Raw genomic sequence first — 16928 nt, 5'->3', positions numbered from 1 at the left:
CGCCGACAACAGCGACCTTCTTGAGTCCCTCAAGCTCGCTCGCCTTGCCGAGCGGACCGACAAAATCATGCAGGCAGTCGCCCTCGTTCAGCGCGCCGAGCGCCATCGTCGTTGCGCCGACCTCCTGGAAAATGATCGTGACGGAACCCTTTTCGCGGTCAAAATCTGCGATCGTGAGCGGAATACGCTCGCCTTCTGCGCTGACACGCAGGATGATGAACTGACCCGGCTCTGCCTTGCGGGCAACGTGCGGTGCCTCGATCACCATCAGCTTGGTGTTTGCGTTCAGCGTTTGCTTTTTCAAAATCTGATACATTGGTCAAATATCCTTTCGCCAAACCGAATCGGGGTATAGGAAAAGCCGCATAAGCGGCTTTTCCAGCAATATGAGAAGAAAACTTATGGGTTAGTTAAAAGAGAGAGAATAAAAATATTAGAGAGTATATCTTAATGACATGAAGAATGGGAAGAACATTGGAGCGTTTTCCCAAGCGCGAGAGTGAGATAAGGGATCAGAAAATGATGCTTATACCAGGCTCTTCAGCTTGTCCAGATACTCCTGTGCATTGTCCGGAGTAATGACCTTACAGCCGGTATCGATGAAGTCATCCAGCTTTTCGCCTTCTACAACGTCGAGCAGGCTCTTAACGCACTGGTAGCCCATGTTGTACGGGTCCTGTGCAACGGTGCAGGAGATTTCGCCGTCAACAACTGCCTGTACGCCGGAGGAGATGCCGTCGAAGCCGCATACAATGATGCCGTCGCCGTCACGGCCTGCCTGCTTGATGGCACGGGATGCGCCGAGCGCAACATCGTCTGCGCAGCATACGATCGCATCGATGTCCGCGAAGGACTGGAGAACGCCATCGGTTACGGTAACAGCCTTGTCGCCTACGCCGTCGGTGTACTGCGTGGAGATAATCTCGCAGCCGCCTTCTTCAAGTGCCTTCTTGTAACCAGCTACACGAGCCTCAGAGGTGGACTCGCCCTGGATATTCGCCAGAATAACAACCTTTCCGCCCTTACCGATCTTCTCGGCTACATACTTGCCGCCCTCGTAAGCAGCGTCCTCATGCGCCGTGCCGATAAAGGTTTCCGCCTGATCAAAATTGGTGTCGATCGCCAGCACCGGGATCTTGACGCCGGTCAGTGCATTTGCGATCTGGTCTGCCTGCAGCGGTGCGATAGCGATCGCCTCGCACATATCTGCGTTTACAATGGTCTCTACCATGTTCAGCTGACCGTCGAAGTCGGTATCGCTGTTTGCACCGCGTACGTCAACCTCTACGTTGCCGAGATCCTTTTCCGCCTGCTCGATGCCTGCGATAACGTAGCTCCAGTATTCGGAAGAGGTGGTCTTGAGCACTACGCTCAGCTTATGGGTGTCGCCGCTGCTGCTTGCCTGGGAATCGCCGGAGTCATTGCCGGATGCGCTGCTGCCGCCGCATGCACTCATGGAAACTGCCATCAGTCCTGCCAGCAGCATCGCTGCGGAACGCTTAAAAAGGTTGCTTCTCTTCATCTTTCTTTCCTCCTGTTAGACAAGTTGTCTATTGGAATCATATTACCGGGTAATATGACCTTCTTTATATCAACAGGGGCGGTTTCACACCTATTCCCGCCCCTGCTGTATACCATTCGCAGGGAATTATGCCTCTACCTTTTCCCACTGACCGGTGGTCTGTGCCTTGATCAGTGCGTCGGAGATCTTGCATGCCTCGTAGCCGTCCTCAGCACCCGGGCCCGGAACGTCGGTCTTGCCCTGCAGGTAATCTACCCAGTGCTGCAGCTCTTCCTGATAAGCAACTACGAAACGGTTGGTCCAGTCCTCCGGGATGGCCTGGCCGCACTGCAGGTAGGAGCGGACGATCGGCTCTGCCGCTACCGGCAGGCGGATGGTGCCCTTCTCGCAGACCAGTTCGCACAGGATCTCGTAGCCATAGTAGCTGTTGCCGGAAACCTCAACGTCGATCAGTACGCCGGAGTCAGACTGCATAAGTACCAGCTGCGGGTCCTGGCAGGTGCCTTCTGCGAAGCAGGTAGCGCGGGGGAAGCGAACAGCAACTTCGTTCAGGTTCTCACCCAGCAGCCAGCGGCAGATGTCGATCTCGTGGATGGCAATGTTGGTAATGTGCTGCTCGGTGGTGTGGTTCTTCGGATGGCTGCGGGTACGGCTGATGCAGTGCGCCATCAGCGGAGCACCCAGCTCGCCGGAGTCGAGGATCTTCTTCATCTTGATGTAGTCCGGGTCAAAGCGACGCATGAAGCCGATCTGCAGCAGGCGCTTGCCGGAAGCCTTCTCCGCCTCTACAACCTTCTTCGCGTCCTCAAGGGTGGTAGCCAGCGGCTTCTCGCAGAATACCGGCTTGCCGGCCTGGATGCACTTTACCGCCAGATCAGCGTGGGTGCCATCCCAGGATGCGATAACAACAGCGTCGATTTCGGGAGAAGCGATCAGCTCCTCTGCGCTTGCCATTACCTTTGCGCCGTAGGTCTTAGCGACCTCCTCGGCACGCTCGGTGTTCAGATCGTAAACAGCAGCCAAACGAGCGCCGTCTACATAGGTTGCAATGTTCTGAGAATGGGTGTGACCAATGTTGCCGCCTGCGCCCAGTACGCCAATAGCGAGTTCCTTCTTGCTCATGATGTGAATCTCCTTTTTTCCTTTATCTAAGGCAACACCGCACACTTAAAGCTGCGGCGCTTTGCGGAAATTTTGTCCCCTGATTGCGTTGCGATTTCTTGCAATACGTCAGTATTGCTGCAAAACCGCGCCTTATCAGTGCGCAAAATTTACTCGCAAATCGCTCTTGTCCAATTATGCGGTATTGCCATAAAAAGCGGTTGTAATTTACTTCTTCTTGCCGTCCAGATATGCCTGATGCAGCTGCAGACAGAACTTCAGGCTCATCGTGCCGTCGTGTGCGGTGGTCTCCGGCTTGCGGCCGGTGCGTACACAGTCAACGAAGTCGTCGATCTCCGCCTGGAACGCCTCGCCCCAGCGGGCAAGGAAGCTCTCCTGGCACTCTTCCACGAAGCCGTTCTCGGTGAACTGCGAGAGGTAGTTCTTGCGCGGTACCGAGTTGACACGCAGCGTGCCCTTGGTGCCGACGATTTCGCTCTCAACATGGCTGCAGGTTGCGGTGCGGCCTACCTGAATGTAAGCGGTGGTGTTGTTATCGAACTTGGTCAGCGAGAAACCGTTGTCGTAGTCGTTGTAATCTGCCAGACCGGTGCAGACATAAGCATCGCCGGTTGCAAAGGAATCGACCGGATCGCCCTCGAGGAACCAACGTGCAAGGTCGGTGTCGTGGCTGCCCATCTCGATGAACCACGGAACGTAAATGCCCTTCTTAACGCCCTCCAGATGTGCCTCAAGCACGCTGGACGGGTCAAGCGATACGCCTTTGAACAGAATCGGCTTGCCGATCGCGCCGGCGCGGATCTTCTCCTTCGCCTCTGCGTAGGACGGATCAAAGCGGCGCATGAAGCCAACCGTAAAGCACTTGCTGCCGTTCTCGGCTACGGCCTTCTCGATCTCCTCACAGTCCTCAAGGGTCTTAGCCAGCGGCTTTTCGCAGAAAATATGCTTCTTGGCCTTGCAGGCTGCCAGACACGGTGCCTTGTGAGCATCTGCGCCGGTTGCAACAACGATTGCGTCAACCTCGGGATTGTTTACCAGCTCGTCTACATTGGTGTAGCCATACGGTACGCCGAATTCCTCCTGAAACGCCTTGACCTTGCTCTCGGTGCGGGCGCAAACCGCTACAACCTCTGCGTGAGGATTACGCTGCAGGCTGGTGGCGTGCATTCTGCCCATCATACCGATGCCAACGATACCGAAACGAATCTTCTCCATTTGTAATCCTCCTTATCAGATACCTGCGGTTTTCTTGATATACTCGCGTGCCATCTTAGCATACTCGAGCGGATTTGCCTTTGCCGGGTCCTGCTCGGCCTCTACGATGAACCAGCCCTCGTAGTGTGCATCGTGCAGAGCCTTGAATACGCCCGGATAGTCGACGCAGCCGTCACCCGGAATGGTGAAGCAGCCTTCGAGTACCGCCTTGCGGAACTTGAAGCCCTCGGCGTAAGCCTTTTCCATCATGTCGGGACGGATGTCCTTGAGGTGAACGTGGCCGATACGCGGGCCGAACTCCTTGGCTGCCTTGACGGCGTCCTCCTTGGAGAAGGTGAAGTGGCCGGTGTCGAAGCAGAGGTAAACATAGCGCGGATCGGTGTTGTCCATCAAGCGCTTGGTTTCCTCGAAGGTCTGTACAACCGTTGCCATATGGTGATGGAAGCACAGCTTGAAGCCGCGGTCAGCAGCAATCTTGCCCAGCTTGTTCAGACCGTCGCACAGCTTATCCCACTCTTCGTCGGTGGCGATCGGCTTGTTGTCACCGAACATCGAGCACTCCTCTGCGAACAGGCAGCGGGTCAGCTCGCATACGTTGATGCGGCTTGCACCGACAGCCTCGAGGAAGTCCAGCTGCTCGATAAATGCCTTTTCGTTCTCCTCGTAGGGGGTCGAGCACAGGAAGCTCGAGAACCACTGGGATGCAATCTTGATGCCGCGCAGGTCGAGTGCCTTGTTCAGTACGGCCGGGTCGGTCGGGAACTTGCCGCCAACCTCGGTGCCCTGAAAGCCTGCCAGAGCCGCTTCGGAAACCATCTGCTCGAAGGTGAGCTCACCGCCGAGCTGCGGCATATCGTCATTCGTCCAGCCAATCGGCGCGATGCCGAGTTTTACGTTGTTAAACATGATTTGCTACCTCCCTCAGCATTTTTCCCAAGTGCCCGACTTAACAGACTTGAGAACTGCGTTGATAATACCGTCAACCTTGGCGCCCATCTCGAAGTCGCAGATGTACTCGCCGCCGTGCATAGCCTGCATCAGTGCGTGAGCCTGCAGGGTCTTCATGTCGTCGAAGGCGATCGCGATGCCGCCTGCCGGCTGGAAGTACTTGAAGCCCTCGTGCTGCGGGTTGAGCAGTACGGTGCGGAAGCCGCAGTCACGGCCGTTGTCCTTGTCAGCGTCAGCCTTGAAGTAAACCTGAACCTCGCACATGCGCTCCAGATCGTATACTACCGAGCCCTCGGTGCCCTGAATCTCGTAATAGAAGTAGTTCTTGCGGCCGGTTGCAACACGAGAGGACGAGAAGTCACCAATTGCACCGTTTTCATACTTAACGAGGAAGGTGATGAGGTCGTCGTTCTCAACCTTGCCCATCTCGGTGCTGCCTGCCTTGATCGGACGCTCCGGAATAACGATGGACTGTACGCCCAGAACCTCGCTCATGTCGCCCATGATCATCTGGGAAACGCTCAGCAGGTGGCTGCACAGGTCGCCGAGTGCGCCCGAGCCTGCCAGCTTGTTGATGTGACGCCATGCGATCGGAATGGACGGATCGAGCAGCATATCCTGATCGTAGGTAGCGTGTACGCGCATGATCTTGCCCAGCTTGCCGGACTTAACCAGCTCTGCAACGTACTGGTTTGCCGGGTTCATGATGTTGGAGAAACCGCAGTAGTTGACTACGCCCTTTTCCTTAGCCAGATCAGCCAGCTCGCGGGACTGCTCAGCAGACAGAGACAGCGGCTTCTCGCAGAAGACATGCTTGCCGTGCTCCAGAGCAGCCTTTGCCATCTCGTAGTGCATGCAGTTCGGGGTTGCAACGTCAACCAGGTCGATTTCGGGATCGGTGACAACGTCCATCCAGTTGGTGGTGTAGCGGTTGTAGCCCATGTTCTTGGCGAACTTTGCTACTGCATCCTCGCTGACGTCGCTTACCAGCTCAAATACCGGCATATCATCGCCGAAGATCATGCGTGCGTTGTGGAATGCGGTGGTGTGGGCCTTGCCCATCCAGCCAGCGCCGATCAGACCGATTTTAATTTCCTTGCTCATAAGTTTTTCCTCCTCAAAAAATCTCAATACTCTTGTTGGATTTTATCGAAAACGCCTTGTGCGTTTCTTACAATGTGAATAGATGAATGGTTTCCGGGGGCCGGCTCATTATCGAGCCAGACCGATCGGAGAGAACAGCGCGTAGACGCAAAGCATCAGGATGAAGCAGGTCAGCGCGGCGGGTTTTACATACTTCCACGGGGTCAGGTCAACAGCCTTGGAATCCTCGAGGATGAAGTCGGTAGCACGGGGCTTGAACTTGCCGATGAGCAGCATCAGTGCCAGGTCTACCGGGAACAGTACCGAAAGAACATACAGGTAATGCACATTCAGCGGCAGGAACTTGGAGATCGAGTACAGGATGACGTGTACGACCAGCGTAATTTTCGGTGCGCAGGCCGGAACGCGTTTGGTGTAGAAGCCTACCAGCACGATCGCGAGGATCGGCATGGAGTAGAAGCCGAAGCACTCCTGCAGGAAGTCATACAGACCGGACGGTGCATTGCTGACGAACGGCGCTACGCAGATGGATACGATCGCAAGACCGGTACCAACACGCTTGCCTACTCTTACCAGATGAGAGTCGCTTGCGGTCTGGTTGAACAGCGGACGGTGGAAGTCCAGCGTGTAAAGCGTTACACAGCTGTTCAGTGCCGAGTTAAAGGACGACAGGATCGCACCGAACAGAACCGCTGCGATGATGCCGAGCAGCCAGTTCGGAACAACCGTGGTGATCAGAGACGGGTATGCCAGGTCGCTGTTTGCCAGGCCGTCTCCGAAGAAGCGGTAAGCCAGCAGACCGCAGATGGTGATGAAGAACGGGTCCAGCAGCTTGAGGAATGCGGTGAATACAGCACCTCTCTGTGCCTGTGCCAGATTCTTGGCAGCCAGCGTGCGCTGGATGATGGACTGGTTGGTGCACCAGTAGAACAGGTTGTTGAACAGCATGCCGAGGAACAGAACCGGCCACGGAATCATCGGAGGCAGAGCGTTCGCCGGATTGACCGCGTTGAACTTTTCCGCCGGAACATTGGTGATGAAGTCCTGAATGCCGGCAAGGAAGCTGCCGTTGCCGAGGATGCAGATGGACAGGATCGGGATCAGCAGACCGCCGATCAGCAGACCCACGCCGTTTACGGTGTCGGATACCGCAACTGCCTTCAGGCCGCCGAAGATTGCGTAGATGGAACCGATAACGCCGATTGCAACACACAGGATCGCAATACTCTGATAAGTGGTGATGCCGAACAGCTGATCCAGATGGAAAATCTGGTTGAAGGCCAGCGCACCGGAGTACAGTACGGTCGGCAGGTAAGTAAGCATGTAGCCGAGCAGGAACAGGAACGAGATGATCTGCTTGGTGGTGCGGTCAAATCGAACCTCCAGAAATTCCGGAATGGTGGTGATGCCGGCTTTCAGATACTTCGGCAGGAAGATCAGTGCCAGCGCCAGCAGCGCGATACTTGCGTTTACCGACCAGCTCATGGCGCCCATGTTGGTTGAGTAGCTTTGTCCGGCCTGTCCGACCAACTGTTCGGTGGACAGGTTGGTCATTTCCAGTGAACCGGCGATGACCAGGCCGGTCAGTCCGCGTCCTGCAAGGAAGTAGCCTTCCTTGGTGGACAGGTTCTCCTCCTTGGTCTTGTACCATGAGATCAAGGCCACCAGACCGGTGAAGGCGATGAATGTTAAAATGATAATCAAATGTTTCAACCCCTCTTCTGAACAAGAAAATCCTATTATATTGTAGAATTTCCTATTCTTGTTTTTTCTTTTCCCTTTGTCTTTTTAACTCAAAAGAAACTATTTTTTGCGTTTTTGTTCGTTTCCCTTTCGTTGTACCTATCATATATCAAATTCTCACATTCATCACTACACAGGATAATAATAAAATATCAAAATTTTATACTTTTTATCAGTATCATTTTTTGATATAATTGTATAAGAAAAGCGAATGACTGCATTTCCATGCCATGATATGGTACAAAAAAGGAGTTGACACCAATTATGCTTAATGATATGGGTATTCTGGCAGATTCTGTCCGCTATTACCACGATGCAGATGCCTTCACCGCGACTAACCTGTACCATGTTCCGCACGCAGGCAGCTACCATTGCGACGAAACATACGGTATGCAGCGTAATTATCTGGATATCTGCCAGATGCTTATTGTAGATGAAGGCGAACTGTCGGTCACCTACCGCGGTGAAACACGCACCGCCGGTCCCGGCAGCCTGATCCTGCTTGACTGCAGAGAACCGCACAGCTATCACGCCCTCACACCGATTCGCATGCGCTGGTTCCACTTTGCAGGCAACGGCAGCACGGCCTATACACATCTTATCCTCAATACGCACGGGTTCATCCTGCCCACCGGAAGCAATGCCGAGATTGAGGAATGTGTCCGCCGCATCATGGTCTCGGTGCACCAGAACCAGCCCAATCCTCATATTATTTCCCTGACGATCAACAAGCTGCTCGTTCTGCTCGTGCTCGTGCTCGGGGAAAAGAAAAAAAGCGATCTCGAGATCGCCATTCAGGACTCAGCCGACTATATGACGTACAATTTTGCGGACAAATCGCTCTCCATCGAACACCTGTCCCAGCGTGCTGCGCTCAGCACCTGCTACTATATGCGTAAGTTTAAGGAATACCAGTCAGCAACACCGCATCAGTTTTTGCAGACTGTGCGTCTGAGCGCCGCAAAGCAGCAGCTGCTCACCACCTCGCAGAGTATTGAGACCATCGCAGATAACTGCGGTTTCTCCAGTGCTTCGCACTTTATTATGGCCTTCCGCAAGAGCACCGGCATTACCCCACATCAGTACCGCACCCAGTGGAAATAAAAAGCACACTCTCCGTACTGCGTCCACCGGATGAAACTATCGCGTGTACAGACAGGCAAGCGCAGCGCAGCTGTGCTATCCGAACGGTGATATTCATCAGATTGCTGCACGAAATATCGTTTTTATGACGCGAATTGTATAGCAGACCAATCGCGTACTTATACAAATTATGGTATAACCATCAAAAATCAGGTACATACACGGTGCCTGAGAGATAGGCAAACCCAGCGAAAGATGGGGACGCAAAGCCGGAAGAGTCTAAGGCGGCGAACGCCGCAATGACAGCCGGTTGTAAGCATCAGCGAAGACGCTGTTAACCTCTTCTGCGCTTTATTAGGCAGAAGGAGGTGTACGCCGTCAAAAGAATATGGCAAGCTGATTCGCGGTGCAATACACTGCTCGCAGAGCAAGTAAAACTCTGCCCTTTTGTGCTGTTCCAACAAAGATATAAAAACGCTTTCAAGTCATGAGTAGCCATGTCTTGAAAGCGTTTTTTATTTAAATTTGAAGCCGTTAAGACAGATAAAATGAGGAGGGAAAGTTATGAAAAAATGATTGTTATCGACAATAGTATCATTGTGTTTGTTTCTGACAATGGCGCCGACTGTGGCGTTTGCGGCGGTCGCAGAACTCGAACGCGAGTACATCCTCCAGCGCCAGCGCGAGGGTATCGCCATTGCCAAGACAAAGAGCCAGTACACCGGACGCAAGCCGATACCGCTGTCGGACAACTACGAGCGGGTTGTTTCCCGATGGCGTGCCGGAGAGATTACCGCAATCGAGGCTATGTGGCAGACTAGACTTAAACCTAACACCGAGTTCATGGAAAACGGTCTGGAGGCCGAGCTGGACGATCAGCTGGGCTACAACCGGTATGACTACAAGAACAAGGACACGGATAACGGCCGGAATGGGCACAGCAGCAAAACCCTGCGCACCAGTTTTGGCGATGTAGAGGTATCTGTGCCGCGGGATCGCAAGAGCGAATTTGACCCCAAGGTGCTGAGGAAAAATCAGACCAGCATCAGCCAGGACATCGAGGATATTTTCATTGCCTGTACGGATAATTTGACCGGTTTTTCTGCGGCGATCGAGGCGGTCTATCCCAAGACGGAAATCCAGAACTGCATCATCCATCAGCTTCGAAATTCCAGCAAATATGTCTCCTACAAGGATTTGAAGGCACTTATGGCTGACTTGAAAGCAGTCTACGCAGCGGTAGATGAACCGGCTGCTTTGGACGCGTTAGACACGTTCGCAGAACACTGGGACAAGAAATACCCCAAAATTTCTCAGTCGTGGAGGGATAACTGGGCAAATCTCAGTACCTATTTCAAGTTTCCTCAAGAACTTCGGCGGCTGATCTATACGACCAACACGATTGAAGGCTTTAACCATCAGCTCAGGAAGGTAACCAAGTCGAAATCCGTGTTTCCGACCGATGACAGTCTTTTCAAAATGCTGCAGCATGAGCCGAAAACCTGTAAACGCTGCACAGTATGCGCTCAGAAACGGAGGAACAGCAAATGATTACGAATGAGTACGGCATCCACACCTTTTCACTAAAATTACAATGCAAATATTCCGAAATCCAGAATATTATCGAACAAAACGAGTGCATTTGTACCGGCAAAGGGAAATTAGGACTTTCGTCGTATTACCAGATGCCGCAGTTCAAGTCCATCGACGTTGAAATTCACTTAGGGCAATCCATCTCGCATCCGTGCTGGCTGATACTGATTGTCAACCCGTCTTCTCTGCTCGCCAGTACCTATGAACCGACTGCATTATTTCAAGCTGACGAAAAGTCTGTACAGCAGATAAAGCACCGTCTGCGAAATATCCTTGATAAAATCGGCATTGACCGGCGGCTCAAAGGGTTTAAGCTGTCGAGGTGTGATTTGACCTGCAATCTGTATTATGACCGCAAGGCGGATGTTCAAGATCGTTTGGATATTTTCAAGAAATCCTTTCCTATCCTCCACTACAGTGCGGTTAAGTTCGGCCAATATTCAAATTCCAATGAAAGATTCAAAGGCGCCAATAAGCATTCATCGAGTTAACGTACTGGAAATGGTTCGGATAAAGGCTTGTTTCAGGGTGCTTGAGTCTGCTTAGACAGCATGATTTGACGTTTGATCGCCAACATTAGAATAAGCATACATGAATTAAAGTGAAATGCGTTTTCACCTATGTTGATGGAGGTTTTCTATGCCGAACGATGAAATCCTGACCGTAAAAGAAACCGCAACCCTGCTCAAGACCACGCGCCAGCAGGTGCGCAAGATGATCGCAAATGAAGAACTCCCGGCCGTAAAGGTTGGCCGGGAGTGGAGGGTGCTGAGGGCGGGGATTATGGAGTTTTTTTGAGGTGAATTTGTAAACATACCTATTGGGTCATGTAGCCGTATATTTTCCGCATCAACACATCCAGATAAGGTTTTCTTTCGCGCTGTAGAATATAATTTGATCCTGTGGAAGATGAAGAGTTTGGCTGATATATTTTCGCTGATGTTCCCGATTGGCAATCTGAGCTGCCGTCAGAGATGTGCTATATCGCGAGATTGGCGCTGCTTTATCGGCGCAGTTAATCGCAATAATCAAACGGGAACATGATACAAGGACAGCATTGACTGAAACAATGCTAGATCGTTAGCATAATCTCTTTGATCCGAGCACAGCACATATACGATACAGATGCAATGATGCAATATATCTTTCAAGCATCAAATTCCACACACAGGATCAAAAATGATCAATCAATGCGAAATGGCAGGAGCACTTCATTCATGCGTTCAATATTCTGTACGACGCTGTCCTTGCGGCGGATAGCGAGGCTGACATAAAGCGTGTCGATGAGGGAGAACTGCGCCACGCGCGGCGACACGAAAAGCTGCTCGGGCGAATACAGCTCAAGGCAGATGTCGCTGACCTCTTTGAGCGGCGTATCCGGATAGCCGGTGATGCCGATGGTCGGCGCGCCGCACTCCTTCGCGGTACGCACGGCCGACACGATTTCGCGCGTCTTGCCGGTATGCGAGATGGCGATGACCGCCGTATCCGGGCCGCATTGGCTCGCCTGAATCTGCATCAGGTGCGAATCGGTCAGCGAAACCGCGCGGATGCCGATGCGCATGAGGCGGATGTAGAAGTCCTCCGCGATGGTGCCGGACGCGCCGACGCCGAGGATGAGGATATTCTCCGCCCGGTTGAGCACCCCCACCGCCTGCTCGATTTTCTCGAAATCAAGCAGCTGGAGCGCCCGCTCGAGCGTGTCGATATTCCGGCTGAACACATTCTCCGAAATGGTCGAAATACTATCGGTTTCGGACAGATCTTCAAAAATCGTGCGCACCGACTTAGGAGAATATTTCGCCAGCAGCAGCTTTACCTCGCTGAAGCCCGCGCAGCCGACGATCTTGCAGAATCGAATAATACTCGACTCCGCGATATCAAGCTCGGCCGCCATCTGCTGAATGCTGATCGAGGTAATATGTACCGGATCGGCTAAGATATAGTCCGCAATCCGCTTTCCAACCTTGGATAAAGTCGAATACTGCGACTGAATTGCGGCATAAACGTTCTTGTCCATGCAATCACCCTGCACTTCCGCATCATATAGTAATTTCATTGTATCACAAAACATCGACCTTGTGAAGAATGCACAAAATTGAATATTGTTCTTTTTACAATATGATTTATTGAATTTTATTCCGCTCAGTGCTATACTTGTAGATGTTCGGTGGAACGGACTTCCACTGAAAGGGTATAGCGAGAGACGAGTCCGGACAACGTCTCAAAGGCAGACCCACTCCCGATGCGCCCGGCGCACGGACGGTCTGTATCGCTGCAACTGGTAAAAGAAAAATAAAAAAGGACTGAGCAAAACCATGGGCAAATCCAGCAACCCGACTTTCGCGGGTGATAAGGAATTTGAGAAGATCCATCTCAAGGAAAAGTTCTCCTACGGCCTCGGCGATGTTGCCTGCAACGTTGTCTACGCCCTGACCACCTCGCTGCTGATTTACTTCTACACCAACGTAGTCGGTATCTCGGCGGCTATGATCGGTACCATCATGCTGTTCTCCCGTTTCTTCGATGGTATTTCCGACGTACTTATCGGTCATCTGGTTGACCGCACGCATTCCAAGCACGGCAAATCCCGTGCATGGATTCTCTGGATGATGATTCCGTACGGCATCGCAGCCATCCTGCTGTTCACCGTTCCGCCCGCAACCCCGATCGTCAAGGGCATCTACGTTTTCATCACCTATAACTTCTGCACCACCGTTGTCTACACCGCACTCAACCTTCCGTATGCAACGCTAGCTACCCTGATGACCCGCGATACCGACCAGCGCGCCGTTGTCAACCTGTTCCGTACCGGTATGTCCGCCCTCGGCAACATGGTCATCACCGCCATTACCTTCCCGCTGGTTACCCGTCTGGGTGACACCCAGCAGGCATGGATCGAGGTTTCCATCCTCTACGCCATCGTTTCCATCATCATGCTGTTCATCTGCTTCAAGAACTGCCACGAGCGCGTCAAGGAAGAGACCAAGACCAAGGACGGCAAGAACGTTCCGCTCTGGATGGGCATCAAGCTCTGCGTCACCAACAAGTACTTCATCATGTTCTTCATGCTCGCTGTGTTCCTGTCCTTCTATGAGGCAGTTACCGGCACCTGCAACGCATACTACGCACAGTACATTCTCGGCAACCGCGACCTGCTCGGCGCACTCGCATCCTTCGAATCCATTCCGCAGATCGTCACCGTTCTTGTTCTGTCTCCGTTCATCGCAAAGTTCGGCAAGCGCAACGTAGCGCTGATCGGTGCGATCGTCGCCGTTATCGGCACGGTCTCCCTGTTCATCAACCCGAGCGCCCTCAATCTTGCACTGTTTGCCTGCGTCATGCGCGGCATCGGCAAGGGCTGCTTCCGCGGCGTAAAATACTCCATGCTGGCTGACGTTATCGAGTACGGCGCATGGAAGAGCGGCATCCGTGTACAGGGCCTGATGGTATCTGCTACCACCGCCGGCCAGAAGTTCGGCTCCGGCATGACGAGCGCGATCTTCGGCGCCCTGATGAGCCTTGTAGGCTTCGCCGGCACCGCAACCATCAATGCCGCACAGTCTCAGATGCTCATCGCCATCTACATCATTGGCAACATCATCGCTTGGGGCGGCATCGGCGTTCTGCTGATCTTCTACAAGCTCGATAAGATCTATCCGCGCATTATCACCGAGATGAAGCAGCGCGAAGCTGCCGAAGCAGCAAAGACGACCGCAAACGCCTGATTTTCCCCCGCACTCCCTCATTTTTACGCATCATCTTTTTCTTCCCTTATATGGAACAGCCGGCGGAGTCAAGCATTCCTGCCGGCTGCCCCCATATTCTACCGCAAATAAAATTCTGTAAATATCCACCATTTATATGAAAGGCGTGTAACAAATGGAAACCCTGTCCTACGAAAAACGCATCGAACTCGGTAATCTCGTCCCGGCGCTCGGCCAGTTCAAGGTCATGGAAAAAATCCCGCAGTATCAGCAGTGCGAGGTGCACAACCTCGTGGATGCGCCCGCCGAGGTGCCCGAAACGCTGCGCCACGTTGTATTCAACATCGAGCGCGGCCAGACGCTTCACGAAACCATCGACTTTCTCAATATGTGCCCCGACCTCAAAAACATGGACATCATCTACGCCAACGAGCTGGATGACGGCGCGGTCCGCTCGGGCAACTGCAACGTTGCCTACGAAATCGCGAAATCCATCGGCATGAATTACGCCTACGGTCTGGAGTTTATCGAGCTGGTAAATCCCGAGGACAACAAGGGCTTCCACGGCAACGCCCTGTTCTCCCGCTGGCCCATCCGCTGGGCGAAGGTCGTCCATATGCCCGAGCAGTACAACTGGTACTATGACCGTCAGAAGCGTATCGGTGCGCGCGTTGCCATCGTCTGCTCGCTCGACATCGGCGGACGCGAGGTCGGCGCGGTCAGCGTTCATCTGGAGAACCGCGCGGACAGCGAGGGCCGCGAAGCGCAGATGGCAGTCGTATATGATGAGATCAAGCGTTCGTTCGCGCCGGACACACCGGTCATGATCGGCGGCGATCTGAACACCAATACGTTCGACGGCAACGACATTCCGGGCTTCACCGCGCTGTTCAACGACCCGGAGCGTCTCTCCAAGCATATGGAGCACGTTGAGCAGTACGAGCGCGTTCTGCCGCAGGCGGAGGAAAACGGCTTCTCCTACCGCGAGTTCAGCAGCATCGAGGGCACGCGCCGCAAGCCGATGCCGGGCGGCAAGAGCATGCTGCTCAAGCTGGACTGGCTGATGGCGCGCGGCATGGAATGCGTCGATCACGGCACGATTTCGACCGAAACGAAGGACTGCACCTGGGCCGAGCCGGGCAGCGCGCTGGCGAAGTTCACAGGTCCCGAGCTGTCCGACCATAACGCCTGCTGGGCAGACTGTCGATTCGCAAAGTAAATACTGAAATCTATTGTAGAAAGCTGCACACGCTGCATACATATTGGCAGCGTGTGCACTTTTTATCGAGTGAGGAGAACCTACATCAAATGAGTGGAATGATACAATACCTGCGCGAACTTCATTTCGCCTCGGTCGTAGTGCGGCTCGCCCTTGCGATGCTGCTCGGCGGCTGCATCGGTCTGGAGCGCGGACGCAAGCGCCGTCCGGCCGGTTTCCGCACCTATATGCTCGTCTGTCTTGGCGCGGCGCTGACCGTGCTGCTCAGCCTGTACGAATTTACCATGGTGACAGGGCCGTGGTCGGATATTTGCGCAGAGATCGGCATAAAAACCGACGTTTCGCGTTTCGGCGCACAGGTCATCAACGGCATCGGCTTTCTGGGCGCAGGAACCATTCTCGTTACCGGCCGCCAGCAGGTCAAGGGCCTGACCACTGCCGCTGGTCTGTGGGCGTCGGCCTGCACCGGCCTTGCGGTCGGCGCAGGATTTTACGAGTGCGTGCTCATCGCATTCGCGATGATATTTCTCAGCATCCGCCTGTTCCCAATTGTGGATGCGTACATACAGGAGAACGCGCGTGACATCAATCTGTACATGGAGTTCCATTCGCTCGGGGACATCAGTACCATCATCAATCAGCTGAAAGCGCAGAACGTGCAGATCTACGACATCGATATCGAGCGGAACAAAAGTGGCGAGGCGCTGCACCCAAGTGCGATCTTCTCGATCCGCCTCAATGAAAAAATACCGCACACGCAGCTTCTCTCCGATCTGGCGGAGCTGGACTGCCTTTGCATGATCGAAGAGCTGTAAGGAGTGGACTGCTATGTTATCTGTTTTTGACGGCCTGCGCGACGTGACGACGCTTTCCGTGTTCGTGCGTCTGGCCTGCGCGCTCATCTGCGGCGGCATTATCGGTATCGAGCGCTCGTACAAGCGCCGCCCGGCCGGCTTCCGCACGCACATCCTCATCTGCATCGGCGCGGCCATCACCACGCTGACGAGTCAGTATCTGTATCTGAATATGCACTATTTTACAGATATGGCGCGCCTCGGTGCACAAGTTGTTGCGGGTATTGGCTTCATCGGTGCGGGCACCATCATCGTTACCAAGCGGCAGCGCGTCAAGGGTCTGACCACGGCGGCTGGTCTCTGGACCTCGGGCATCATCGGCCTCACCTTTGGCGGCGGCTTCTACGAGGGCGGCATTCTCGCGACCGTGTTCATCATGCTCGCCGAGCTTGTGTTCTCGCGGCTGGAGTACCGTGTGTTGGAGCACGTTCCCGAGATCAATGTGTATATGGAATATGAGGATAAAACGTGTCTGGACGATGTGCTGCAGCTGTACCGCAGATGTGATGTCAAAGTGCTGAATATCCAGATCACCCGTGCGGCGGAAAACGGTGAGCACAATGCCTGTGCCATCTTCACACTGCGCCTGCCGCGCAGCTGCACGGTAAACCGTCTGATGACACTGGTCGGCGAGCGTAAAGGCATCATGTCGGTCGAGGAACTGTAAAACGGAAGAACGCAGAAAGAGGCTGACGAATCTGCGCTTTCAATCGAATGGAATTCGCGTCTTATGTCACAATTTTTCGTCTCTTTTGTAAAAACGAAGTGTACATCCCCACTTTTACGAAAATTACACAAAAATGAATTTCTCTATTGAA

At 53.5% G+C, this 16928-nt stretch carries 16 protein-coding genes, 1 pseudogene and 1 riboswitch; of the genes and pseudogenes, 9 read left to right on the top strand and 8 right to left on the bottom strand.

All coding sequences use genetic code 11. The annotated features are described in order from the left end of the window. The 7 genes from DW806_RS11495 to DW806_RS11465 form a co-directional block, all read right to left on the bottom strand. Positions 1–316, bottom strand: a 316-nt coding sequence (locus DW806_RS11495; RefSeq protein WP_243022727.1) for an FAD-binding oxidoreductase, incomplete at its 3' end; no start/stop codon positions are given. A 210-nt stretch (positions 317–526) separates the two neighbouring features. Further along, positions 527–1522 (bottom strand): sugar ABC transporter substrate-binding protein, encoded by a 996-nt coding sequence (locus DW806_RS11490; protein WP_118480705.1) that lies wholly within the window; start codon positions 1520–1522, stop codon positions 527–529. Between the two features lie 126 nt (positions 1523–1648). Next, the gene (locus tag DW806_RS11485; RefSeq protein WP_118286022.1) at positions 1649–2644 is read right to left on the bottom strand and encodes a Gfo/Idh/MocA family oxidoreductase; all 996 of its coding nucleotides are present in this window, start codon (positions 2642–2644) and stop codon (positions 1649–1651) included. Between the two features lie 207 nt (positions 2645–2851). Further along, positions 2852–3859: a Gfo/Idh/MocA family oxidoreductase gene (locus DW806_RS11480; protein ID WP_117489167.1), complete on the bottom strand. Its 1008-nt coding sequence runs from the start codon at positions 3857–3859 to the stop codon at positions 2852–2854. A 15-nt stretch (positions 3860–3874) separates the two neighbouring features. Next, positions 3875–4765 carry a myo-inosose-2 dehydratase gene (gene iolE, locus DW806_RS11475; RefSeq protein ID WP_117489169.1) on the bottom strand — a complete coding sequence of 297 codons (891 nt, stop codon included), beginning with the start codon at positions 4763–4765 and terminating at the stop codon, positions 3875–3877. 15 nt (positions 4766–4780) lie between these two features. Further along, on the bottom strand, positions 4781–5911 hold the full coding sequence (locus DW806_RS11470; protein WP_118730042.1) for a Gfo/Idh/MocA family protein: 1131 nt from the start codon (positions 5909–5911) through the stop codon (positions 4781–4783). Between the two features lie 108 nt (positions 5912–6019). Further along, positions 6020–7615 (bottom strand): solute:sodium symporter family transporter, encoded by a 1596-nt coding sequence (locus tag DW806_RS11465; RefSeq protein WP_118286019.1) that lies wholly within the window; start codon positions 7613–7615, stop codon positions 6020–6022. A 303-nt stretch (positions 7616–7918) separates the two neighbouring features. On the opposite strand from DW806_RS11465, the gene DW806_RS11460 reads away from it, so the two are divergent. The 5 genes and pseudogenes from DW806_RS11460 (at position 7919) to DW806_RS11445 (ending at position 11128) form a co-directional block, all read left to right on the top strand. Then, positions 7919–8758 carry a helix-turn-helix domain-containing protein gene (locus DW806_RS11460; protein ID WP_118361181.1) on the top strand — a complete coding sequence of 280 codons (840 nt, stop codon included), beginning with the start codon at positions 7919–7921 and terminating at the stop codon, positions 8756–8758. A 207-nt stretch (positions 8759–8965) separates the two neighbouring features. Beyond that, positions 8966–9055, top strand: a riboswitch (cyclic di-GMP riboswitch). Between the two features lie 489 nt (positions 9056–9544). After that, positions 9545–9763 (top strand): annotated as a pseudogene (locus DW806_RS16115) (transposase); the annotation flags it as partial. Beyond that, positions 9758–10288, top strand: a complete 531-nt coding sequence (locus tag DW806_RS16110; protein ID WP_442861153.1) for an IS256 family transposase — start codon at positions 9758–9760, stop codon at positions 10286–10288. The pseudogene DW806_RS16115 and the gene DW806_RS16110, both read left to right, overlap by 6 nt. Next, positions 10285–10821, top strand: a complete 537-nt coding sequence (locus tag DW806_RS11450) for a hypothetical protein (RefSeq protein WP_118730041.1) — start codon at positions 10285–10287, stop codon at positions 10819–10821. The genes DW806_RS16110 and DW806_RS11450 overlap by 4 nt, the downstream gene beginning before the upstream one ends. Positions 10822–10969: 148 nt before the next feature. Continuing rightward, on the top strand, positions 10970–11128 hold the full coding sequence (locus tag DW806_RS11445; protein ID WP_118730040.1) for a helix-turn-helix domain-containing protein: 159 nt from the start codon (positions 10970–10972) through the stop codon (positions 11126–11128). A 385-nt stretch (positions 11129–11513) separates the two neighbouring features. Here DW806_RS11445 and DW806_RS11440 read toward each other — a convergent pair whose 3' ends face one another. After that, on the bottom strand, positions 11514–12350 hold the full coding sequence (locus DW806_RS11440) for a MurR/RpiR family transcriptional regulator (protein WP_158574696.1): 837 nt from the start codon (positions 12348–12350) through the stop codon (positions 11514–11516). Positions 12351–12648: 298 nt separating this feature from the next. On the opposite strand from DW806_RS11440, the gene DW806_RS11435 reads away from it, so the two are divergent. The 4 genes from DW806_RS11435 (at position 12649) to DW806_RS11420 (ending at position 16777) form a co-directional block, all read left to right on the top strand. Next, positions 12649–14058, top strand: coding sequence for an MFS transporter (locus DW806_RS11435; protein WP_118730039.1), 1410 nt, complete (start codon positions 12649–12651; stop codon positions 14056–14058). Positions 14059–14212: 154 nt separating this feature from the next. Then, positions 14213–15256 (top strand): endonuclease/exonuclease/phosphatase family protein, encoded by a 1044-nt coding sequence (locus DW806_RS11430; RefSeq protein WP_118730038.1) that lies wholly within the window; start codon positions 14213–14215, stop codon positions 15254–15256. A gap of 89 nt (positions 15257–15345) precedes the next feature. Continuing rightward, positions 15346–16071, top strand: coding sequence for an MgtC/SapB family protein (locus tag DW806_RS11425; RefSeq protein WP_118730037.1), 726 nt, complete (start codon positions 15346–15348; stop codon positions 16069–16071). Positions 16072–16084: 13 nt separating this feature from the next. Further along, positions 16085–16777 (top strand): MgtC/SapB family protein, encoded by a 693-nt coding sequence (locus tag DW806_RS11420; protein ID WP_118730036.1) that lies wholly within the window; start codon positions 16085–16087, stop codon positions 16775–16777. The last annotated feature ends 151 nt before the right edge of the window (positions 16778–16928 follow it).

It is taken from the genome of Butyricicoccus sp. AM32-19 (assembly GCF_003480365.1).
Classification (GTDB): Bacteria; Bacillota; Clostridia; order Oscillospirales; family Butyricicoccaceae; genus Agathobaculum; species Agathobaculum butyriciproducens.
Note: the sequence above shows the minus strand (reverse complement) of the source record. Positions and strands in the feature narration are given on the sequence as shown.

Coding starts and splice junctions, on each gene's coding strand:
- DW806_RS11425 (WP_118730037.1), top strand. CDS start 15,346: ATGAGTGGAATGATACAATACCTGCGCGAACTTCATTTCGCCTCGGTC.
- iolE (WP_117489169.1), bottom strand. CDS start 4,765: ATGTTTAACAACGTAAAACTCGGCATCGCGCCGATTGGCTGGACGAAT.
- DW806_RS11440 (WP_158574696.1), bottom strand. CDS start 12,350: ATGGACAAGAACGTTTATGCCGCAATTCAGTCGCAGTATTCGACTTTA.
- DW806_RS11490 (WP_118480705.1), bottom strand. CDS start 1,522: ATGAAGAGAAGCAACCTTTTTAAGCGTTCCGCAGCGATGCTGCTGGCA.
- DW806_RS11430 (WP_118730038.1), top strand. CDS start 14,213: ATGGAAACCCTGTCCTACGAAAAACGCATCGAACTCGGTAATCTCGTC.
- DW806_RS11460 (WP_118361181.1), top strand. CDS start 7,919: ATGCTTAATGATATGGGTATTCTGGCAGATTCTGTCCGCTATTACCAC.
- DW806_RS11480 (WP_117489167.1), bottom strand. CDS start 3,859: ATGGAGAAGATTCGTTTCGGTATCGTTGGCATCGGTATGATGGGCAGA.
- DW806_RS11435 (WP_118730039.1), top strand. CDS start 12,649: ATGGGCAAATCCAGCAACCCGACTTTCGCGGGTGATAAGGAATTTGAG.
- DW806_RS11445 (WP_118730040.1), top strand. CDS start 10,970: ATGCCGAACGATGAAATCCTGACCGTAAAAGAAACCGCAACCCTGCTC.
- DW806_RS11450 (WP_118730041.1), top strand. CDS start 10,285: ATGATTACGAATGAGTACGGCATCCACACCTTTTCACTAAAATTACAA.
- DW806_RS11485 (WP_118286022.1), bottom strand. CDS start 2,644: ATGAGCAAGAAGGAACTCGCTATTGGCGTACTGGGCGCAGGCGGCAAC.
- DW806_RS11420 (WP_118730036.1), top strand. CDS start 16,085: ATGTTATCTGTTTTTGACGGCCTGCGCGACGTGACGACGCTTTCCGTG.
- DW806_RS11470 (WP_118730042.1), bottom strand. CDS start 5,911: ATGAGCAAGGAAATTAAAATCGGTCTGATCGGCGCTGGCTGGATGGGC.